The 22,734-nt window shown below is 55.4% G+C and carries 17 protein-coding genes; 7 read left to right on the top strand and 10 right to left on the bottom strand.

Annotated features, from left to right (window positions below; all coding sequences use genetic code 11):
• Position 1 precedes the first annotated feature (1 nt).
• Positions 2–1,117 (top strand): aminotransferase class I/II-fold pyridoxal phosphate-dependent enzyme, encoded by a 1,116-nt coding sequence (locus OGX81_RS12825; protein ID WP_110123641.1) that lies wholly within the window; start codon positions 2–4, stop codon positions 1,115–1,117.
• Positions 1,118–1,376: 259 nt separating this feature from the next.
• On the opposite strand, the gene OGX81_RS12820 is transcribed toward OGX81_RS12825, so the two are convergent.
• From OGX81_RS12820 to tsgA, 7 genes are all read right to left on the bottom strand, one after another.
• On the bottom strand, positions 1,377–1,547 hold the full coding sequence (locus OGX81_RS12820) for a YhfL family protein (RefSeq protein WP_012135480.1): 171 nt from the start codon (positions 1,545–1,547) through the stop codon (positions 1,377–1,379).
• 208 nt (positions 1,548–1,755) lie between these two features.
• A complete protein-coding gene (locus tag OGX81_RS12815; RefSeq protein WP_104869098.1) occupies positions 1,756–7,284 on the bottom strand; it encodes a pectate lyase-fold domain-containing protein in 5,529 nt (1,842 codons plus the stop codon).
• Positions 7,285–7,611: 327 nt separating this feature from the next.
• The gene (gene cysG / locus OGX81_RS12810) at positions 7,612–8,985 is read right to left on the bottom strand and encodes a siroheme synthase CysG (protein WP_047460747.1); all 1,374 of its coding nucleotides are present in this window, start codon (positions 8,983–8,985) and stop codon (positions 7,612–7,614) included.
• 11 nt (positions 8,986–8,996) lie between these two features.
• Entirely contained in the window at positions 8,997–9,806 is an 810-nt protein-coding gene (nirC, locus tag OGX81_RS12805; protein WP_012135477.1) for a nitrite transporter NirC, read from the bottom strand.
• Between the two features lie 304 nt (positions 9,807–10,110).
• Positions 10,111–10,437: a nitrite reductase small subunit NirD gene (gene nirD / locus OGX81_RS12800; protein ID WP_012135476.1), complete on the bottom strand. Its 327-nt coding sequence runs from the start codon at positions 10,435–10,437 to the stop codon at positions 10,111–10,113.
• Complete coding sequence (gene nirB, locus OGX81_RS12795) at positions 10,434–12,977, bottom strand: NADPH-nitrite reductase large subunit (RefSeq protein ID WP_104868102.1); 2,544 nt, start codon at positions 12,975–12,977, stop codon at positions 10,434–10,436. Before nirB ends, nirD begins: the two co-directional genes overlap by 4 nt.
• A 357-nt stretch (positions 12,978–13,334) precedes the next feature.
• A complete protein-coding gene (gene tsgA, locus OGX81_RS12790; protein WP_101744209.1) occupies positions 13,335–14,516 on the bottom strand; it encodes an MFS transporter TsgA in 1,182 nt (393 codons plus the stop codon).
• 280 nt (positions 14,517–14,796) lie between these two features.
• Here tsgA and ppiA point away from each other — a divergent pair, with 280 nt between their 5' ends.
• From ppiA to argD, 5 genes are all read left to right on the top strand, one after another.
• On the top strand, positions 14,797–15,369 hold the full coding sequence (gene ppiA / locus OGX81_RS12785) for a peptidylprolyl isomerase A (protein ID WP_012135471.1): 573 nt from the start codon (positions 14,797–14,799) through the stop codon (positions 15,367–15,369).
• A gap of 106 nt (positions 15,370–15,475) precedes the next feature.
• Complete coding sequence (gene ficA, locus OGX81_RS12780; protein WP_012135470.1) at positions 15,476–15,643, top strand: FicA/YhfG family antitoxin; 168 nt, start codon at positions 15,476–15,478, stop codon at positions 15,641–15,643.
• Complete coding sequence (locus OGX81_RS12775; RefSeq protein ID WP_104868103.1) at positions 15,633–16,235, top strand: putative adenosine monophosphate-protein transferase Fic; 603 nt, start codon at positions 15,633–15,635, stop codon at positions 16,233–16,235. The genes ficA and OGX81_RS12775 overlap by 11 nt, the downstream gene beginning before the upstream one ends.
• 31 nt (positions 16,236–16,266) lie before the next feature.
• Positions 16,267–16,830, top strand: coding sequence for an aminodeoxychorismate synthase component 2 (gene pabA / locus OGX81_RS12770; protein ID WP_104868104.1), 564 nt, complete (start codon positions 16,267–16,269; stop codon positions 16,828–16,830).
• A gap of 73 nt (positions 16,831–16,903) precedes the next feature.
• Complete coding sequence (gene argD, locus OGX81_RS12765) at positions 16,904–18,121, top strand: bifunctional acetylornithine/succinyldiaminopimelate transaminase (protein WP_101744210.1); 1,218 nt, start codon at positions 16,904–16,906, stop codon at positions 18,119–18,121.
• A gap of 105 nt (positions 18,122–18,226) precedes the next feature.
• On the opposite strand, the gene OGX81_RS12760 is transcribed toward argD, so the two are convergent.
• Complete coding sequence (locus OGX81_RS12760) at positions 18,227–20,314, bottom strand: YccS/YhfK family putative transporter (RefSeq protein ID WP_104868105.1); 2,088 nt, start codon at positions 20,312–20,314, stop codon at positions 18,227–18,229.
• A 51-nt stretch (positions 20,315–20,365) separates the two neighbouring features.
• Complete coding sequence (gene crp / locus OGX81_RS12755; RefSeq protein ID WP_000242758.1) at positions 20,366–20,998, bottom strand: cAMP-activated global transcriptional regulator CRP; 633 nt, start codon at positions 20,996–20,998, stop codon at positions 20,366–20,368.
• Between the two features lie 307 nt (positions 20,999–21,305).
• Here crp and OGX81_RS12750 point away from each other — a divergent pair, with 307 nt between their 5' ends.
• Positions 21,306–21,710: an OsmC family protein gene (locus OGX81_RS12750; protein ID WP_012135462.1), complete on the top strand. Its 405-nt coding sequence runs from the start codon at positions 21,306–21,308 to the stop codon at positions 21,708–21,710.
• Between the two features lie 149 nt (positions 21,711–21,859).
• On the opposite strand, the gene OGX81_RS12745 is transcribed toward OGX81_RS12750, so the two are convergent.
• On the bottom strand, positions 21,860–22,729 hold the full coding sequence (locus OGX81_RS12745) for a phosphoribulokinase (RefSeq protein ID WP_012135460.1): 870 nt from the start codon (positions 22,727–22,729) through the stop codon (positions 21,860–21,862).
• Positions 22,730–22,734: the final 5 nt, after the last annotated feature.

The raw sequence follows: 22,734 nt of genomic DNA, 5'->3' as shown, positions 1-22,734 counted from the left end.
AATGAAAACCTTTCCCCTGCAAAGCCTGACGCTCGCCGAGGCGCAGCAGAAGCAGTTTGCGCTGGTGGACACGGTGTGTCGTTATTTCCCAGGCGCGGATTTTTTAAAGGGTGGCGATCTGGGGTTAAGTCCGGGGCTTAACCAGCCGGGAACCACCCGGCAAGTGGAAAAAGTGCTGGCGGAGGCGTTTCATGCTGAGGACGCGGTGCTGGTGCAGGGCGCGGGAACTGGCGCGATTCGGGCCGGGCTGGCCGCGCTGCTGAAACCGGGGCAACGCCTTCTGGTGCATGATGCGCCGGTTTATCCCACAACGCAGGGGATCGTCGAGCAGATGGGGATTGTACTTGTCAGAGCGGATTTCAACGATCTGGCGACGATAACGCAGGTTATCGCAGAGCATCGTCCCCATGCGGCGCTGGTGCAACATACGCGTCAGCAACCGCAGGATTGCTATTCTCTGGCCGGGGTGCTGGCGGAGCTTGCGCGACGCGGCGTCCCCACGCTGACCGACGATAATTATGCGGTGATGAAAGTGGCGCGTATTGGCTGTGAATGTGGGGCCACGCTGTCCACGTTTTCCTGTTTTAAACTCTTCGGGCCTGAAGGCACCGGCGCGGTGGTGGGGGAGGCGGAAGCCATCGCCAGAATACGTGCGACGATGTATTCCGGCGGCAGCCAGATTCAGGGCGCGCAGGCGCTGGCGGTGCTTCGTGGCCTGGTTTTCGCGCCAGTGATGCACGCAGTGCAGGCCGGGGTGACGGAACGTTTACTCGCCTTGTTAAACAGTGGAGTCGTGCCGGAAGTGAAGCAGGCGGTGATTGCGAATGCGCAATCGAAAGTGTTAATTGTGGAGTTCCACCAGCCCGTTGCCGAAAAGGTGCTGGAGGAGGCGCAAAAGCGCGGGGCGTTGCCTTACCCGGTAGGCGCGGAGTCCAAGTATGAAATCCCGCCATTGTTTTATCGCCTTTCCGGTACGTTTCGTGCGGCCCGTCCGGGTCTGGCGCGTTATGCGATTCGTATTAATCCCAACCGCAGCGGCGAAGAAACGGTGTTACGTATTTTGCGGGAAAGCCTGATGGCGCTGCGCTTATCAGGCCTACAGCGTACAGCACCGTAGGCCGGATAAGGCGTTTACGCCGCCATCCGGCGTGTATGTGCGCACGAAAGCCTGATGGCGCTGCGCTTATCAGGCCTACAGCGTACAACACCGTAGGCCGGATAAGGCGTTTACGCCGCCATCCGGCGTGTATGTGTGCACGAAAGCCTGATGGCGCTGCGCTTATCAGGCCTACAATGGTTCGGCATTGTGATGGCAAACACACATGAAAAAACCGGGGAATCCCCGGTTTTTTTGTATCGTGCGACAACGGTTTCGATTATTGATCCGCAGCCGGGCCGCAACCACCAATAATTTTTGAAATAGAAATTGCCGGGTGAAGTAAATAATCGTAACTGCAATCATTCTTTTTGTTTTCGATATGACCCGTACACGCGGTGAGCGTAGCCAGCATCCCTGCCACAACGGCAATCTTTGCAATTTTAAACATGACAAAATCCTTGTAAATAAAACAATTTTAATTGTATGAGATAAATGGAAAAATCCATTTTGCGGACGTTACCATATCAATTAATAAGGGAGCGAGGTAGTCCAGATAAGGACTTCTTATTCTGCGGATAATATGCTTTGCGTAGATTCAGCATAATAAAAACGGCCTGGAGATGATGTATATTCTCCAGACCGTGGCGTTTATTTAATTAACGGAATGTTTTCTTAAAGTTCAGCATAAAGCCTTTATCGCTGATGCCATCCTCTTTCCACTGATAAGCGTCAAGATGCAGGCTGCTGTCCTGGGCGCTGTACTTCACGCCCATCTTTGCCAGACCGTTCAGACCGCCGCCTTTCTGGCCGTCGTCAACGCTAAAGCGCTGGTCGCTTGCACCCGCCAGCGTGGCGCTACGCTGGCTTTTCGTGTAGCTCAGGTTCGGGCCGCCTTCCAGCGTGGCGCTTGCGCTCCAGCCGTTTTCCCCGGCGTAGTCCATTTTCAGGCCAAGCACGGAATCTACGGCCGTTTCGCTGCCGCTGTTCATCGACAGGTTGAAGTCCCCGGCGCTGCGCTCTTTGTAACCTTCTTCCAGTGTATGACGCAGCTTAACGCCCGCATACGGCGTGATTTTCAGCGCATCGTCCATCAGGTTAAAGGTTTTTGCCCCTTCGCTGCGGAACTCCATGTACTGCTGACGGGCGTCAGAATCCGCCACTTTATTGACGTCGCCATAGGCGACAGAGCGGCTGCTGTCGAGGTTATGCACGTCATAACGCAGGCTGTTGTTCCAGGCCAGACCCTCATTAAAGGTCATGCTGTGCTTCAGGCCGAAGAACTGGCTGTAGCCGCCGGTCACGCCGTTGTCGCCCGCTTTCTGCGAACCGTCGCCGTCCAGACGGGCAATACCGTATTCCAGCGTCAGGTTCTGGCTGGCGGTCAGATCCAGCGTCTGACGCAGCGCCAGCATGTCGTACTGGGTGTCGTTACCCAGTTCGGCACGCGGATCGCCTTTCGCCATCACGTTGAACGCCAGACCGTCTTTCACCTGCGGCGCGGCGTCCGCCAGCATCGTAAAGCGATTGCTGAGTACGCGGGCTTCGCGGAAGACGGTGTTCGCCTGGCTACCGCTGACCTGCTTCAGGGCGTTGTTCAGCTCTGCGGTCGTGCCAACGTTCAGGCTGTTGTACAACTCATTGTTGGTATACCCGGCGTCCAGCGCCTGTGCGACGTCGCTGACGGAACTCTCCGTCGCCACATCCGCATAGGCGTTTTTGGTCATGGTGATGTCAACGTTGCCGTCGCCGTCGGTGCTGCCCTGGGCGTTCCACACCACGCTGGTGGAGGTGATATTGTCCGCGCCCTGGATATTACTGCCGGTAAAGGCGTTATCGACCACGACGGTGGTCTCTGCCGTACCTGCGGTAAAGCCGGTATTCACCTTCACGTCGTCGCCAATCATCAGGTTATTCGCTTTCAGCGTACCGGAACTGCCGTCGGCATTGGTGCCCACAATGTAGTTGCTTAACATCTGCGGCGCGTTCGGATCGGCCGGAGGCGCTGGAATATCACCCTGCGTCGGCGCGACAATCGCATCCGGGATCACGATATCTGCCGTACCGTTGTGATCGTCCTGCGTACCCGTAGTGCCAGGGGCGTAGATGCCGCAGCCGGTGTCGCACAGCAGATTCACTTCGCCATTATTGATGATGGTTTTGCTCTGGCCGCCAAACGCGTAAGAGTCATTCGCGTACACGTTGATCACGCCATCGGCGGTGTTGTTGATGGTGGTGGCGTTGCCGTTGCCTTTGATGCCGATAAGTCCGGTGCCGTTGGTTCCGTCTATTTGCCCCTGTTCGGTGCCGACGTTGATGGTGCCGCTGTTGACCAGGTCGATGATATAACTGCTGGTGCCGCCGCTGATCGCCACGGCATTGTCGCCCTGGACGTTAATGGTCCCTTCGTTGCCAAAGCTATAGCCACGGCTGAGGTTGATCAGGGGGGCGTCCGGGTTAATACCATTAATCACGCCGGTTTCCGTGTTCCAGATCCACATCGGGGAGTTGCTGGCATTCGCGGTGGTGATGGCGCTGTAACCGTTGGTGGCGGTAATGGTGCCGCTGTTCACCTGAGCGATGGAACTGTCGGTTCGCGTCATGTTGATGATGGTGTTTTCGCCGCCTTCTACCGCGCTGCCGCTGTTGGTAAGCGTTGCGCCTTCCTGGTTATAAAACGCAAAGCTGCCGTTGATGAGCGATTTGCCATCTTCCGCCACCGTCATATTGCCGGTATTGACGACTTCCTGGGCGTAAGAGGTTCCTGCAATTGAGCCGGTAAAGCTGCCCTCGTTGAACAGGGTGATATCGCCATTAAGCGTCAGGAGGTCAGTGGTCAGGCTGCCGTCTGCGCGGTTGAACAGGCTGTGATACGTGGTGATCGTATCGACATGCATCGTCCCGTGGTTTTCCAGATCGCCTCCGGCATTAATCTCCATATCGCCGTTGACGGTCAGCGTGGCGCCTGCTTCGTTGTACAGCCAGCCGCTAACATCGATATCGCCGTTCAGCGTTTCATTGCCGTAATTCGCCAGCGCTCCGGTGGTGAAAAAGCCCGCTTCTGACGTTTGGCTATCGCTGTCGCCGCTGCCGGGCAGCGACCGTATCCAGATTTTGTCGGTTGGCGTGGAACCCATATGCGGGTCGTTTTCGTCCATCGGGCTGCCGTTCAGGTTGATGGCGCCGTTATTGATGATGTAGCTGTTGCTGTCGCTAAGGAACGCCTGGCCGTAGTCGGCATCAATATTGATGGTGCCGGTGGTGTCGTTCACGACGGTGCCGCCGTTTAATGCGGCCATCCCCACCAGTTGGTTTTCCTCGCCGGTCACACCTTCATCAGCGGTCAGCGTAATAGTACCCTGGTTAACGGCCGTGCCGCCGTTGAGCGCCATCATACCGAACCCGGCGTTGTTGACGGTGATGGTGCCGGTGTTGATGGCCGTGGCGTCACCGTAGCCGCTGTCGGTGGAACCGGCAACCATTGCCGAGCTGGTCAAATAGAGGTGTGTCGGCTGCCAGTAGTCTGTGCTGATGATATTGTTTTCATCGTCCAGCGTCGGGATAAAACCATCCAGATAAATATCGCCTTCGTTTAACGCCGTCCCTACACTGGCACTGACGCCATATGCTCCCGCGCCCTGTAAATGGACGGTCGCTCCTTTATCATTAACGACGCTGCCGCCCTGGGCCGCCAGCATGGCGTAAAGCGTGTGGGTATACCATCTTTCCGGGTAGAGATTGATGCCGTCAATGTACTCTGGCGTTTGGTTAGAAAAGAGGGTGATATCGGCCCCCGCTTTGTTGTGTACGACCGCATCTTCGCGATTTGCACTGGTGATGGCAGAACGGTTATCTCCCGTATCGTCACTGCTTCCGTAGATGAGAATATTGCCACTGTTGCTCGCTTCCGCTCCCTGATCGGCAAGGAGAACGTTGGCTGTTCCGTGGGTGGTAATATCGCCCTGATTTTCAATCGTCGAGCCCTGGCCATGGGCTGACAGCAGGGCTTTATTTCCGACGGAGTAATGTGTGTACAGATAGTCGGCGTTCACTTCAATTGTGGCGTCATCGGTAACGAGCAGGGAGCCGCCATTATTAACGTTTGCCAGCGTGGCCTGGCCACCTGAGATAGTGGTCATATCCACGGTAGATTTACCGCTTAGCGTTAACGTGTTGTCACCATCAATGTTGATACCGATAGCTTCAGAGCCAGCAGCCGCTTCGTTTTGGGAAAAGTCGATGTTTATACCACCGGCGACATTCACGGCGTTACCGCTGCCGCTGATATCGAGGCCGACAACGCTCGCATACCCAGAGCTGATATCAGAACTGTCAAGATGGATATTCATCGCGCCATCCAGATTGACCGTATTTTGATTGCCGTTGACGGTAATGCCTTGTAACTGCTCATCGCTTTTAATTTGAGCGTCTTGCGGGTAACTGCCCTCGATGTTCACATTACCCAGAATGGTTGTCGTATTCGTGTCGCCAGAAACGTTAAGACCGGTTGCCCCACGAAATACACCGCTGCTGTCCTGAGCCGCAGTCACGTTAATATCGCCCGTCAGACTGACCTGCGATTCAGTACCGCTGATCAGCGTTCCCGTACCGTTAAGGCTGGTGTTGATATTACCTTTGTTGTTGAAGGTGTTTTGTGTACCGGCCACAACGAAGCCGACAGAGCCGTCGTTACGCACGGTGGTGGTGCCGCTGTTTGTGAGTTCGCTTTCTTCGCCGTTGATGGTCAGACCCGTCGCGCCATTCATAACCAACAGATCGCCATTCTGCGTCATGTCAGCGTTATTGCCCGTAATGGTGGCGATTGTTGAGCCAGCGCCGTCGACAGCCATATTGCCGGTATTGAGTACGCGGGCGTTGTCGCCATCAATGCGCACGCCCGTCGCGCCATCGGCGATGAGCTGATTACCTTCATTAATCACCAGCGCATTATCACCCTCAATGTACAGCCCCGTAGAGCCGATACCGCGGGTTGTCGAATGGCCTTTGTTATCGACGATAGCATTGTCGCCGGTGATTTTTGCCCCGGTGCCGCCATCAGAAACGTTTAATTCCCCCTTGTTGATGAGGCGAATGTCATTGCCGTTAATGATGGAACCGGTAGAACCTGCGCCGCTAATGCTGGAAGTCCCCGCATTATCAATGAGGGCGTTATCACCATCGATAACGATGCCCGTACCGCCGCCGCCGATGGTGATATCGCCGGAGAGCGAGGTCGAGGTGCCATTGCCGGAAATTAACGCCCCGGTAGCGCCATCTACCGTACTTTTGCCTGAGATAGCGTTAGTGGTGCCGTCGCCGCTAATAACCAGGCCAACTGCGCCATTGGTTACGGTGGAATCCCCGTTCAGCGTATTACGGGTGTTATCGCCCGAGATAATGACGCCGGTACGATTTTTCCCGCTGATATCCAGTTCGCGATCGGTGGTGTGCGTTTTGCCGTCTCCGCTGACAACCTGAGTATTGTTATCCGCGAGGATCAGATAGCCCCGACTGTCGTACTTCCAGTAAAAGCCGTTGGCCTGAGCGCCTTCAATCACGGCCGCGTTGCTGTCGGTAACGTTCCAGCCGGAAATCGCCAGCGTTTTGCCGTCCTGGGTGGTTAACTGCCACTGCGCGTCTTGTTCGGAATAACTGAGCGTGGCTTCGCCGAGGTGCTCGCCGTTATCCAGTTTGATGTCGTCGAAGTGCAGGGTGTCTGTGCCTTTATCCAGCGTCACCTGATTGCTGAAGGTCGTCACGGACGTGTCGTCAGGCGGTACTGGCGTATCACCGCCATCATCAGGCGGTGTGACGTCGCCGCCATCATCGGGAGGCGTTGGGGTGACATCTCCGCCGTCATCCGGCGGCGTTGGGGTAACGTCGCCCCCGTCGTCTGGCGGGACTGGCGTTGTTGAATGGTGGTGAGAATCGCCGTCGCTGTGATTGCCAATGGCGATGCCCGCCGCCAGAGCCGCTACGCCGCTGGCGACCCATGCCCAATGGTTATCCTGCCCGGCTTCTGCCGTCAGACATTTCGCCGGTAACTTATTGCGTTCCGCCTGAGATAACGACGAAATATTTACCGGACATTCTTTCTCATCTTCTGTATTCTCTGCCGCAATTGCCGGGCAGTAATATGTTTGCAGTGCAATCGCAATACCCACTGCAAGGAGTTTTTTCCTTTGCATAAACATAGTTGCCATCCTGTAAATAAAATAAGAAATATAAGGCGGCCCTGACAGACAACCTTTATTTGCAAAATTAATGAATGGCGCTATTTTGCCACTGACTACCCAGGGGGCGTCAATCCAGCCTTTATTTTGTCGATATTCGTGTGGTGAATTTATTTAGCGAATAAAAAAGAAATAATGGATATTTTGTGCGGTATTTTATGGCGTTATTCTTTTTTATATTTACGCAATGAATGGATTTAGCTTATTTAAAGTGTAATGTAAGAATGAATGATCGTTAAAGTGTTAAAAAAAAGATGCCCTGATATAGGGCATCTATATTTATTAATGGTTTGAGAACCAGTTTAGCTTATCGCGTAACGCGACCACTCGACCGACAATAATCAGCGCCGGGCTTTCGACCTGTTTCGCCAGCTCGCCTAATTGCGCAAGAACGCCGCTGACCACGCGCTGCTTGACGGCGGTACCGTTTTCAACCAGCGCCACAGGCATATCGGCCTGCATACCAAACGCGATCAGCTTTTCCTGAATGGTCGCCGCCTGATTCAGCCCCATATAGAACACCAGCGTTTGTTTCTCCGCCGCCAGGTTTTCCCAGTCCAGCTCGCCGCCCGTTTTCAGGTGCCCGGTGACCAGACGCACGCTTTGCGCGTAGTCGCGGTGAGTCAGCGGAACGCCGGAATAAGCCGAGCACCCGGAGGCCGCGGTAATACCGGGAACAACCGAGAACGGAATACCGGCGTGGCACAGCGTTTCCAGCTCTTCGCCGCCGCGACCGAAGATAAACGGATCGCCGCCTTTCAGACGCACCACGCGTCTGCCTTTCTGCGCTTCTCGCAGCAGGATCTGGTTAATCTCTTCCTGGGGAACGCAGTGATAGCCCGCGCGTTTGCCAACGAACACGCGGTCAGCGTCGCGGCGTACCAGATTCATAATGTCGTCGGAGACCAGGCGGTCATACACCACCACATCCGCCTGTTGGATCTGTTGTAACCCTTTCAGCGTCAGCAGCCCGGCGTCGCCAGGGCCCGCGCCCACCAGCACTACTTCACCACGGTGATCCAGCGGTTCGCTAAGCATCTGCTCGGTGATCTCCGACACCGCTTTCGCATCGGCATTCGCCAGCGACTGCGCGAGCCTGTCGTTGATGAACAGTTTTTCCCAGAAGCGACGGCGCTCGCCCATTGTGGCGAACTGCTTTTTCACCCGCGCGCGGAGCTGGCCGGCGTAATGCGCGACCTGGCCGAGGTGCTGGGGCAGCAAGGACTCCAGTTTCTCGCGCAGCAAGCGTGCGAGAACGGGCGAAGTGCCGCCGGAGGAGACCGCCACCATCAGCGGTGAGCGGTCGATAATGGAGGGCATGATGAAACTGGCGGCTTTTGGCGCATCGACCACGTTGCAGAAAATGCGGCGTGATTCAGCGGCTTCGCTCACCTGCTGGTTCACGGCGTCATCATCGGTCGCGGCGATCGCCAGCCAGCATCCGTCGAGCAGGGATTCTTCGAATGCCCCTTCAACCAACGTTAACATGCCTTCATTTGCCCACACGGTGAACTGCGGAATAAACGCCAGCGCGTTGACCGTTAATCGAGCGCCTGCTTCCAGCAGTAACCGCGCTTTGCGTTCTGCGACATCGCCACCGCCGACGAGCAGACAGTCACGATTGCGTAATTGACAAAATATAGGCAAATGGTCCACGACATTACCTCTTAATTATTGGCAGTAGCTTCAGTTTGATTGATTTTTGCCGGAGCCGGACGCTCCGCTTTTGGCGTAGCATACCAATAACCTAATCCCATGAATACGACACCGGACAAAGTATTGCCGAGAGTCACCCACAGCAGGTTATGACCAATTCCCGCCAGCGTGTAGGCGTCGCCGTGATGGCCGAACCAGGAGAGGGCGAACAGCGTCATGTTGGCGACGGAGTGCTCGTAGCCGGACGCGATGAACGCCAGCAGACACCACCAGATAGCGAGGAATTTCGCCGCGCCTTCGGTACGAATCGCCATCCAGATCGCCAGGCAAACCAGCCAGTTGCACAGCGCGCCTTTAAAGAACAGTACCGTGGCGGGCGCGGTAGTTTTCGCCAGTGCAACCGTGTGAACGATGCTGGTATCGACCGGCAGCAGACTGCCGCCGCCCCAGCTATACAGCAGCGCGACGAACACGGAGCCCACCAGGTTGCCCAGCCAGGTTTGCGGCAGAATCGCCCACATCTGACCGTGGCTGATGGTGCCCGCTTTTACGCCGAGCGTCAGGAACATGGTGTGGCCGGTAAAGAGTTCAGAACCGGCGATGATCACCAGCGTTAAGGCGATGCCGAAGGTAGCGCCCATCACCAGCGGGCGAACGGAGGGGTCAAGCAGATTGCCGAGGGTAAAAATAAGAATGATGCCGAGACCGACGTAGGCGCCAGCCATTGCGGAACTCACCCAGAAACCGAGCGGATTATTTGCCGACAGGCGTGCAATGCGCGCAGCGTTAGCCGCACACTTGTTAATAGTGTCTGTAAACATTTGATTATCCTTGAAGTAAAAACAATAAAATTAAAAAAGAAATCGTAAAACCGTAGGCCGGATAAGGCATTTATGCCGCCATCCGGCGGTATGTTTTGCCTGATGGCGCTACGCTTATCAGGCCTACAAAATCGGGCCTGTAACCATTTGATTGTCCTTGAAAAATCGTAAAGCCGTAGGCCGGATAAGGCATTTATGCCGCCATCCGGCGGTATGTTTGCCTGATGGCGCTGCGCTTATCAGGCCTACAAAATCGGGCCTACAAAGACGTCAAAAAGGGAGGCGTTGCGCCTCCCCAAATTCATCAACCGCGCAGTTGCACCACGCCGTCTTTCACGCGAGCTTCGTAGTGCGCGACGGAATGGCTTTCATCTTCCATGCACAGACCGTCGCTCAGACGGAACCGCTGTTTTTTCAGCGGGCTGGCAACCCACAGTTCGCCCTGATGCTCGGCAATCAACCCGCGCGACAGCACGCTGGACTCAAAAAACGGGTCGATATTGCTGATCGCGAATACCTGGTCGCTGTGATATGGACGGAAAATGGCGACCTGCTTTTCGCCTAACAGCGCGCAGACGCCGGTTTCCGGCAGAATGTCATCGATTTTGCAGATGTTTTTCCACTGGCTCATGCGTTTTCCTCCACCAGAGTTACCGGAATGCGCTCGTACGGCGTTGCCGGACGATGCTGTTCACGCTCAGGCACCACCTGAACATTCGGGTCGCGCTTATCGCTGTTGATAAAGTGTCTGAAACGAACCTGCGCAGACGGTGTATTCACGGTCTCCGTCCACTCGCACACCACCGCTGCACGCAGGCGGGTCATCTCTTCTTCCAGATGTGCGTTCAGGCCCAGTTTGTCGTCGATGATGACCGACTTCAGGTAGTCGATGCCGCCTTCCAGGTTATCTAACCACGGTGCGGTACGGGTCAGTTTGTCGGCGGTACGGATGTAGAACATCATGAAGCGGTCGAGGTATTTAACCAGCGTTTCGCGGTCGATATCCGCCGCCAGCAGGTCCGCATGACGCGGTTTCATCCCGCCGTTACCGCAGACGTACAGGTTCCAGCCTTTTTCCGTGGCGATAATCCCCACGTCTTTACCCTGGGCTTCCGCACATTCACGGGTACAGCCGGAGACGCCAAATTTCATTTTGTGCGGGGTACGGATGCCTTTGTAACGGTTTTCCAGCTCGACGCCGAAGCCGACGCTATCGCCCACGCCGTAGCGGCACCAGGTGCTGCCCACGCAGGTTTTCGCCATACGCAGCGCTTTGGCATACGCGTGACCGGTTTCGAAGCCCGCTTCAATCAGCTGACGCCAGATTTCCGGCAGATCGTCTTTCTGCGCGCCGAACAGACCGATACGCTGAGAACCGGTAATTTTGGTGTACAGGTTAAACTCACGCGCGATGCGACCTACGGCCACCAGACCTTCCGGCGTGATTTCGCCGCCCGCAGAACGCGGGATCACGGAGTAGGTGCCGTCTTTCTGGATGTTCGCCAGGAAGTTGTCGTTGGTATCCTGTAGTGGGGTGTGCTGTGGCTTCAGAATGTATTCGTTCCAGCAGGAGGCCAGCAGAGAACCGACGGTCGGTTTACACACTTCGCAGCCGTAGCCTTTACCGTGTTTCGCCAGCAGTTCTTCAAAGGTTTTAATGCCTTCCACGCGGATGAGGTGGAACAGTTCCTGACGCGAGTACGCAAAGTGCTCACACAGGTTGTTGTTCACTTCAATACCCTGTTTCGCCAGTTCGGCGTTCAGAACCTGAGTAACCAGCGGAATACAGCCGCCGCAGCCAGTACCGGCTTTGGTTTCCGCTTTCAGCGCCGCAACGGTGTGGCAGCCTTTGTTGATGGCGGCGACCAGCATCCCTTTGGTGACGTCAAAGCAGGAACAGATTTGCGCGCTGTCCGGCAGTTTATCAACGCCAATGGAAGGCTTACCGCTGCCAGAATGTGCTGGCAGGATCAGCGAGTCCGGGTTTTCCGGCAGTTCAATCTCGTTCAGCACCAGTTGCAGCAGGTTGCCGTAATCGCTGGTATCGCCCACCAGTACCGCGCCGAGCAGGGTTTTGTTGTCTTCGCTGACGATGAGGCGTTTGTAGACCTCTTTGCTTTCGTCGAGGTAAACGTAGCTACGCGCGCCCGGCGTGCGGCCATGCGCATCGCCAATGCCGCCGACGTCCACGCCCAGCAGTTTCAGCTTGGCGCTGAGGTCTGCGCCTTCAAACACGTTTTCGGTTTCGAGGATGTGGTCAACGGCAACCTGCGCCATTTTGTAGCCAGGCGCGACCAGACCGTACACGCGGTTGTTCCAGCTGGCGCATTCGCCAATCGCGTAGATATCCGGGTCAGACGTCTGACAGGCGTCGTTAATCACGATACCGCCGCGCTGAGCGACGTCCAGGCCGCACTGGGTGGCCAGTTTGTCACGCGGGCGGATACCGGTAGAGAAAACGATGAAATCGACTTCCAGCTCGCTACCGTCGGCAAAACGCATGGTTTTACGCGCTTCGGTGCCTTCCTGAACGATCTCTTTGGTGTTTTTGCTGGTGTGTACGCGCACGCCCATGCTTTCGATTTTACGGCGTAGCTGCTCGCCGCCCATCTGATCCAGCTGTTCTGCCATCAGCATGGGGGCAAATTCGATAACGTGGGTTTCGACGCCTAAGTTTTTCAGCGCGCCAGCGGCTTCCAGACCCAGCAGGCCGCCGCCGACCACCGCGCCGCGTTTGCTGCGACGGGCGCAGGCTTCAATGGCGTTGAGATCTTCAATGGTACGGTAAACAAAGCAGTCCTGGGTTTCGGAACCTTTAATTGGCGGGATCCACGGGTAGGAGCCGGTCGCCATGATCAGTTTATCGTAATAAACCGTACGACCCGCGCTGGAGTGGATGACCTTCTCCTGACGGTTGATCGTAATGGCGCGTTCGCCGACCAGAACGTTAACGCCGTGCTTCTCATAAAAGCCTTCACGCACCAGAGACAGCTCTTCAGCGGTGTGGTGGGAGAAGTAGGAAGACAGGTGGACACGGTCGTATGCTTTGCGGGGTTCTTCACAGAACACGGTAATGTCAAAATTGGCAGCGTCGGATTTATCAAGAAGGTCCTCAATAAAGCGATGGCCGACCATACCATTACCGATAATAGCGAGTCTGACTTTGCTCATTTTTGCCTCGATTTCTTTTCTATTACTGCCTACCTTAACGATTCAGCAACCCCGCTTATTGATGTAAATCAAATTCGGCCTTATATACTCCTTAAGAGGTATATTGCTGATTTGTCAGCATTTTTATAAGTCACGGAATTGTCAGACATTTCGTTGTTGTGCAAATAACGTACAAAATGAGGGGTTATTAGCGTAAGAAGGTCTACCTCTAAAGAATGCGAGGTCTACGCCGTCAGGAGGAGGGGGAAATTGCGCGAAGAAGCAGGATTAAAAAGCCGGATGGCGACGCTATGCGTCTTATCCGGCCTACAAGTTACATGTAGGCCCGGTAAGCTTGCGCCACCGGGCAAATCATCATCAGTGCGCTGCTGGCACGTTATGCTGGCGATGACGGGTAACAAACCCGAGGATAAAGCACATCACAAACACTACGGCATACAGACCGTTTGCGGTGAGCAACGCGGCCTGCGGGCCGCTGTGCGCCACGATCGGGCCTGTCACCACGAAGGTCAGCATGGTGCCAATGGTGCCGCAGGTCAGCACAAAGTTAACCAGCTTCGGCGACGGCACTTTGGTTTGCTGCGAACCCAGCGTAATGATTGAGGTGTAAATGGCGCTGGAGAAGAAGCCGAGCGTCAGAATAAACCACGCCATATGCTCCGGCTGGGCCTTAATGAACAGGTACATCAGCACCGCTGCCAGACCCGCCAGTACCGTCAGGATACGTTGCAGATCAAAGAAGCGCAGAATGAAGCTGAAGGCCCACATGCCGAACATGTACGACATCCAGAAATCGCTGACCAGCGTACCGGCGTCGTTCAGGCTCATGCCCAGACCTTTGGCGTATTCCGGCACCCAGGAGATGAAACCTAACTGACCGAGGATGTAGCACAGCGCGGCGATGGACAGGAACAGAACGCCAATGCCCCATTTCTCTTTTACCACCGGCGTTTCCGTTTTCTGCGCGTGTTTACCCAGCGCCGGAAATTCGCAGCCGAAGGTCAGGATGAAAATCGCCACGTAGACCAGACCGATGCAGGCGTATACCCAGTACCACTCAATGCTGCGCGCCAGCAGGTAAGCGGCGACCATCGGGAAGATCATCCCGGCCATACTGAAGAAGGAGTCGGTGAACAGCAGGCGAGAACCACGCTGACGGCCTTCATACATCTGGGTGATCAGGAAAGTACCGATCGACATGGTGATACCGCTCACCAGACCCAGTACAAACATTGCCGCAGAGAAAAGCGCCAGGCTATGGCTGAGCATCAGCCCGGCCACGGCCAGCACCATCAACACAAAGCCAAAACGCAGCTGCGTTTTCAGCGGGATAATTTCCATCAGCCAGGCATTCAGGAAAATAGAGATCAGGATACCGGCGTTAAGAAAGGTGAATGTGTTACTCATACTGGAAACGGGCAGGTTGAAATACTCTGCAATGTTTCCCATCACCATCCCGGTGACAATTACCAACGCGCCTGTCAGGGCGTAGGAGAGAAAGCTAATCCATGTGAGCTTGATGCGATTGCTGTTAGTCATGACTGGCCTGTGTATAGAGGTGTAAAGCGCGTTGACAGCGCCGTGAGCGGGCAGATTTTAGGCGTTTTAGTGATGTATTTAAATGTTTATTAGCAATTACTGTAAGCGTTACATTTTTTAACGTGACGGTGATCACATTAATATGCCGAAAAGCACAACAAAATCGTAAGGTTACATTTGTTTCAGATACGTAAAATTAGGTAAAGGGCTGGCCTGCTCCTTGAAGGCTCTTTAGAATCAATCTACTTGCTTTTGTTACTGCTCTCGTTAAGGAAATCTCATGCTCAAATCGACTCTGGCGGCTGTTGCAGCTGTTCTCGCTCTTTCTGCTCTCTCTCCTGTAGCGTTGGCAGCGAAAGGTGACCCACATGTTCTGCTGACGACCTCCGCCGGAAATATTGAACTGGAACTGAATAGCCAGAAAGCGCCAGTTTCAGTGCAAAACTTTGTCGATTATGTCAACAGCGGTTTCTATAACAACACCACGTTCCACCGTGTGATCCCCGGCTTTATGGTGCAGGGCGGCGGTTTTAACGAGCAGATGCAGCAAAAGAAACCTAACCCGCCGATCAAAAACGAAGCGGACAACGGGCTGCGCAACACCCGTGGCACCATTGCGATGGCGCGTACCGCAGATAAAGACAGCGCAACCAGCCAGTTCTTTATCAACGTTGCCGACAACGCCTTCCTGGATCACGGCCAGCGCGATTTTGGCTACGCCGTATTTGGTAAAGTTGTGAAAGGGATGGATGTCGCTGACAAAATCTCTCAGGTGCAGACACATGATGTCGGCCCTTACCAAAATGTTCCTTCAAAACCGATAGTTATCCTTTCCGCCAAAGTCCTGCCGTAATGGCATTCTGCGCGGGCCAGCAATGCCCGCGCGATTCCTGACCTCTGCGTAACCTGAATTTGCTGCTTATACTTGTGGCAAGTGCAGGCACATTCAGGGAGGTCTCGTGAAAAAACTCACCGATAAACAAAAGTCTCGCCTCTGGGAACAACGACGAAATATCAATTTCCAGGAGAGTCGACGTCTGGAAGGGGTGGACATCCCGTTAGTTACCCTGACCGCCGAAGAAGCACTGGTGCGCCTGGCAGAATTAAGGAGGCACTATGAGCGATAAGTTTGGTGATGGACGCGACCCCTATCTGTATCCCGGCCTGAACATCATGCGTAACCGCTTAGGCATCCGGCAGGTTCAGCGTCTGGAGCAGGCGGCGTATGAACTGACCGCACTGCGTGCCGCGACGATTGAACTAGGCCCCCTGGTACGCGGACTGCCTCACCTGCGCGCCATTCATCGCCAGCTGTATCAGGATGTTTTTGACTGGGCCGGACAACTGCGCGAGGTCGATATATATCAGGGCGATACCCGTTTTTGCCATTTTGCCTACATCGAAAAAGAGGGCAACGCCCTGATGCAGGATCTGGAAGAAGAGGGGTATCTGGTCGGGCTGACGAAAGAGAAATTCGCCGATCGTCTGGCGCACTACTACTGTGAAATTAACGTGCTGCATCCTTTTCGTATCGGCAGCGGACTGGCGCAGCGCATCTTCTTTGAGCAACTGGCGCTCCACGCCGGTTATATCCTGAGCTGGAGCGGCATTCAGGTGGCCGAATGGAGCCAGGCGAACCAGAACGGCGCGATGGGCGACCTGTCGGGATTACAGGCAATATTTCGTAAAGGGGTAAGCGAAGCCCAGGAAACTGAGTAGAATAGCGCGGTTCTTACGTACCGGAGCCGCCATGATTCTGCTGATCGACAACTATGATTCGTTTACCTGGAACCTTTATCAGTATTTCTGCGAACTGGGCGCTGATGTCCTGGTCAGGCGAAATGACGCGTTGACGCTGGCGCAAATTGACGCGCTGAATCCGCAAAAAATCGTGATCTCGCCGGGGCCCTGTACGCCGGATGACGCGGGCATCTCCCTGGCAGTAATCCGCCATTATGCCGGACGCCTTCCCATGCTCGGCGTCTGTCTTGGACACCAGGCGATGGCGCAGGCCTTTGGTGCGACGATCGTGCGGGCGGCTAAAGTGATGCACGGTAAAACCTCTCCCGTCACCCATAACGGCCAGGGCGTTTTTCAGGGGCTATCGAACCCGCTTACCGTCACGCGTTATCACTCGCTGGTGATCGATCCTGCAACGCTTCCCGCCTGCTTTGACGTTACTGCCTGGAGCGACACGCAGGAAATTATGGGGATTCGCCACCGGGAGTGGGACGTGGAAGGGGTGCAGTTCCACCCGGAAAGTATTCTGAGCGAGCAGGGACATCAACTGTTGGCTAATTTCCTGTCGCGCTGATTTGTGGTTGCTATCCAGTGATTTTTTATGCATATTTTATGACTGAAATTTCATTTAGCTGGATGGGCATAAGATGGCAACTGAACAAACTGCAATTACGCGCGCGACTTTCGATGAAGTTATCCTGCCGATTTATGCACCGGCAGAGTTTATTCCGGTAAAAGGCAAGGGCAGCCGGGTCTGGGATCAGCAGGGTAAAGAGTACGTTGATTTCGCGGGTGGGATTGCAGTTACCGCCTTAGGGCATTGCCATCCGGCGCTGGTGGACGCGCTGAAAACGCAGGGTGAAACGCTGTGGCACACCAGCAACGTTTTTACTAACGAACCTGCGCTACGTCTGGGGCGTAAGCTTATCGACGCGACCTTCGCCGAGCGCGTGCTGTTTATGAACTCCGGCACCGAAGCCAACGAAACCGCCTTCAAACTGGCGCGCCACTATGCCTGCGTGCGTCATAGCCCGTTTAAAACCAAAATCATCGCCTTCCATAACGCCTTTCATGGCCGCTCGCTGTTTACCGTTTCCGTTGGTGGTCAGCCGAAGTATTCCGACGGATTTGGCCCTAAACCGGCGGATATCATCCATGTTCCTTTCAACGACCTGCACGCGGTGAAAGCGGTGATGGATGACCATACCTGCGCGGTGGTGGTGGAGCCGATCCAGGGAGAAGGCGGCGTCACCGCCGCAACGCCAGCGTTTCTGCAAGGCCTGCGCGAGCTGTGCGATCGGCATCAGGCGCTGCTGGTGTTTGATGAAGTTCAGTGCGGTATGGGGCGCACCGGCGATCTGTTCGCCTATATGCACTACGGCGTGACGCCGGATATTCTTACCAGTGCGAAAGCGCTGGGCGGCGGCTTCCCGGTCAGCGCTATGCTGACCACGCAGGAGATTGCGTCCGCGTTCCACGTTGGGTCGCACGGTTCCACCTACGGCGGCAATCCGTTGGCCTGCGCCGTTGCCGGGGCCGCGTTCGATATCATCAATACGTCTGACGTGCTGAGCGGCGTTCAGACTAAACGCGAGCGGTTTGTTCAGCATTTGCAGAAGATTGACGAGCAGTATGACATCTTCAGCGATATTCGCGGTATGGGGCTGTTGATTGGCGCGGAACTGAAGCCGCAGTACAAAGGCCGGGCGCGGGATTTCCTTTACGCTGGCGCGCATGAAGGCGTTATGGTGCTGAATGCCGGGCCGGATGTCATGCGCTTTGCCCCGTCGCTGGTGGTGGAAGAGGCGGATATTGACGAAGGGATGCAGCGTTTTGCGCAGGCGGTGGCGAAAGTGGCTGGCTGATTGCCGGATGGCGCTACGCTTATCCGGCCTATAAATCGCGTTTTCCCTGTAGGCCGGATAAGGCGCTTGCGCCGCCATCCGGCAAACAACAAACAGCAAACAACGTCAACCCTTCATATCCCGTAACCGGCGACTAAGCCAGATGCCGTGATGCGGGCGCTGGCGCCATGCCACTGACGAAATGGTGTGCATGGTATTCAGGTGCCCCAGCACGCGTTGCAGATGCTGTTCCAGCGTGCTGAGCGGCCCGTGGGAGAGCATCTCCGATGACTCCAGAATATTCACATCCCCGGAACCGCCCGGCGCGTCATACTCCAGCCGCTGCTGACAGCGCTGGAGCGCAATTTCGCAGGATTCCAGATAGCGCTGCGCCAGATCCGGCGTCAGCATCGTATGCTCGCGCGCCAGCGTGGTCATGGCGTTGACGTGCTCAACGATAAACTGGCTGTGCGTTACCCACAGTTTCATATCTTCCAGATAGTGCGTGTTAAACCCCGGTTCTTGCATCGCCTGATTCAGCGAGTTAAACAGCGTATTGTGCGCCTGGTTCACCCGCATTCGCTGATACGCCAGCGGCGTTGGCTGCGGGTCGTTGCTGAGGATCAGCCGAATGGCCTCCTGGTCCGCTTCCAGCGCGTCGTGGGCATTCTTACGCAAAAGGCCGCTTTGCCACTGCGGCCAGAGCCAGACCATTCCGCCAAAAGCAATCAGGCAGCCAATGACCGTATCAATAAATCGCGGCACGATGAACTGTTCGCCGTTGAGCGTCAGCAGTTGCAGGGTATAGACCGCCGTCACCGTAAAACCAACCGTCGCCCAGCCGTAGTTTTTGCGAATGGTCAGATAGCTCACCAGCGTAATGATCAGCATTAATGCCAGCGTGTAGCCTTCAGGAATGCGAAAGTGCAACGTGACGCCCGCCACCACCAGACCGGCCAGCGTACCCGCCGAACGGTGCAGAATGCGTACGCGCGTCGCGCCGTAGCCGTTTTGCGTGACGAACAGGATGGTCATCAGAATCCAGTACGGCTTGGGCAGATGTAAGGCGCTGCCCATCAGACTGGCGATACTTAACATGACGCTGATTCGCCCGGCGTTGCGCAGCGCGGGCGATTTAAACGATAAATAGCTTTTCAGCGCGGGCAGCAGCGGCAGGCGACGCTGTTTATCGGCCATCAGATCGCGTGCGTACAGCGGACGCTGAGTGCGTAATACGCGGGCAATACGGCTAAAGTGCCAGTAGCAAAACTGCCCGACAGGGTTTTCCGGGTGCTGATTGGCGATTTTTTCCAGCGCGCCAGTCTGCTTCTCCATCGAAAAACGGCTGGGCAGACGGTGATACAGAATGTCATCCGCGATGATGCGCAGGCGGGCAGCGACGGTTTGCGCATTCCAGCGAATAACCTGTTCCGCGTGGCTGCGCTCCACCAGCTTCTGAACCTCCTCCGGCTGATGCAAACTGACGGAGATATGCTCCTGTAAGTCCAGCGCTTCCTGGAAGGCGCGCAGCAGGCGCTTGTAGTCATTATTGTGCTGGGCCGACAGCATGTGCATCTGCTGGTAACACAGGGTAATGAGATCCACCGCTTTCTGCTGGCGCACCAGCAGAGGCGGCAGCGCTTTTTCTGGATCGATATGCTGCGTGAGCAGGCTGTATTTGGCCTCGCAATAGTCGGCCAGCTCGCGATACAGCAGGCTGAGCGACTCGCGCAGCGGCTGTTCGCGCCACAGCCAGAACCAGAACCAGTTAAACAGCCCATACCATAGCGTGCCGAGCGCGTAGATGAGCAGCGGCTCCCAGACCGGCATGTTCCCCGCCAGGCTTAGCGTGAAAATGGCGGCAATCAGTGAAGCGGGCAGCAGTCTTGCATGCAGTGGGCTGATTTCCGCCGTGACGCCGAGCAGCAGCGTCAGCCCGGTGAGGATCAGCGGCAGGGGGATGTCGCGCGCCAGCAGCAGTTGCGTAATCAGGCTGCATCCGGCAAACAGCGATCCGCCGATGATTAAGCGTTTGAAAAAGCGTTTATGCGGGGTATCTAGACCGGCAATGTTGCAGCAGGCGGGAACGAGCGAGAACAGCAGTCCCAGGTGCAACTGGCCGATGATCAGGCCGATAGCCACAGGCAGGCACAGCACCAGCGTTTGCCGTAGTGCGTAGTTGATCTCAGGATGGTAAATCAGTCTTCGCCACATCGGTGCAAACAAAAATGGCGCATTACCCGGTAATGCGCCATTCCGACGGGATTAACGTGTGCCGTAGACGACGATGGTCTTACCGTGAGCGGAGATCAGATTCTGATCTTCGAGCATTTTCAGAATACGCCCCACGGTTTCACGGGAGCAGCCAACGATCTGGCCGATCTCCTGACGGGTGATTTTGATCTGCATGCCATCCGGGTGAGTCATCGCGTCAGGTTGTTTCGCCAGGTTCAGCAGGGTCTGAGCGATACGGCCCGTTACGTCGAGGAAGGCGAGGTTACCGACTTTCTCAGATGTCACTTGCAGACGGCGAGCCATCTGGGAAGACAGGCGCATCAGAATATCCGGGTTTACCTGGATCAACTGACGGAATTTCTTGTAAGAAATTTCAGCGACTTCACAGGCCGTTTTGGCACGTACCCAGGCACTGCGTTCCTGACCCTCTTCAAACAGGCCCAGTTCGCCAATAAAATCGCCCTGATTCAGATAAGAAAGGATCATTTCTTTCCCTTCTTCATCTTTGATCAACACTGCCACTGAGCCTTTAACGATGTAGTACAACGTTTCCGCTTTTTCACCCTGGTGAATCAGCGTGCTCTTCGATGGGTACTTATGAATGTGGCAATGAGACAAGAACCATTCGAGAGTCGGGTCTGTTTGCGGTTTGCCAAGCACCATGCGCGGTTATCCTCTGTTATAAGCTGTCTCCAGAGCCAGAACACGACACTGCCTCTGGGTTTGCAAAAATAGGTTTCCCGAATTCCTGGGAAGGGGGCTGTCGAAAATGTACTGCAGCCTGAATGTGATGTCCTCTGCATACATGCAGTACGTCAATGTATTACTGTAGCATCCCGACTGTTTTAGCATAGCTTTCGCCGTGTGTCTCCTGGTGTCTCGCTTCAGCATGACGCAGGTCGCCTTCCGTTGCGAGATTTGTTATGTGCGCGTAATCTGTCAGGAAAATTGACACATTGGAGTTCCGAATATGCAAGCGCGTGTAAAGTGGGTTGAAGGGTTAACCTTTCTGGGAGAGTCTGCCTCCGGCCACCAGGTTTTAATGGATGGCAACTCCGGTGATAAAGCGCCAAGCCCGATGGAAATGGTGCTGATGGCCGCAGGCGGTTGTAGCGCAATCGACGTGGTTTCTATTTTGCAGAAAGGGCGTCAGGATGTGACGAATTGCGAAGTGAAGCTGACGTCCGAACGTCGTGAAGAAGCGCCGCGCCTGTTTACGCATATCAATCTGCATTTCATTGTGACCGGCAATGACCTGAAAGACGCGGCAGTTGCGCGGGCGGTCGATCTTTCGGCTGAGAAGTATTGCTCAGTGGCGCTAATGCTGGAAAAAGCGGTGAATATTACCCATTCATATGAAGTGATTGCGGCGTGATGCCGGTTGCCTGATGGCGCTATGCTTATCAGGCCTACGAATTCGCACTCTGTAGGCCGGATAAGGTGCCAGCCGCCATCCGGCATATATCAAACGCATCCTGTAGGCCGGATAAGGCGTCAGCCGCCATCCGGCAAACAGCGAACAGATTATTCGATCTTCTTCCCTTCCATCAGTCGCTGAACCAGCGGCAACATGATCAGCTCCATCGCCAGCCCCATTTTGCCGCCCGGCACCACGAGCGTATTGATATGGGAAATAAACGACCCCTGCAACATCGCCAGCAGCCACGGGAAATCAATCCCTTCCAGATTTCTGAAATGAATGACCACAAAACTTTCGTCCAGCGAAGGAATGCCTTTCGCGGCGAAGGGATTGGAGGTGTCGACGGTGGGCACGCGCTGGAAGTTAATGTGGGTGCGGGAAAACTGCGGCGTAATGAAATTAATGTAGTCATCCATTGAGCGGACAACGGAATCCATCACCGCCTCGCGGGAGTGGCCGCGCTCGCTGGTATCGCGAATCAGTTTTTGAATCCACTCCAGGTTGACGATCGGCACCACGCCGACCAGCAGATCGACATGACGCGCGACATCATGCTGCGGCGTTACCACGCCGCCGTGCAGCCCTTCGTAAAACAGCACATCGGTGGGTTCCGGCAGCGGCTGCCACGGGGTAAACGTCCCTGGCACCTGATTCCACGGCACGGCCTCATCGTAGGTATGAAGATACTTACGCGCCTGGCCTTTGCCCGTCTGTCCGTATTCAATAAAGGTTTGTTCCAGCAGGCTGAAGTCGTTGGCTTCAGGGCCGAAATAGCTGATATGCCGCCCGGCGTCGCGCGCTTTGCGGATCGCCATATCCATTTCGGGGCGTGTGTAACGATGAAAACTGTCGCCTTCCACCTCGGCTGCGCGCAGATTTAACTGCGCGAAAATTTTTCGAAACGCGAGGCTGGTGGTCGTGGTCCCCGCGCCGCTGGATCCTGTTACCGCAATCACCGGATGTTTGGCAGACATAACAA

The sequence above is a fragment of the Citrobacter sp. CK206 genome, assembly GCF_030333125.1.
In the GTDB taxonomy this organism is placed as follows: domain Bacteria; phylum Pseudomonadota; class Gammaproteobacteria; order Enterobacterales; family Enterobacteriaceae; genus Citrobacter_B; species Citrobacter_B koseri.
The sequence above is the reverse complement of the archived record's forward strand: the minus strand, read 5'-3'. Positions and strand labels throughout refer to the sequence as shown.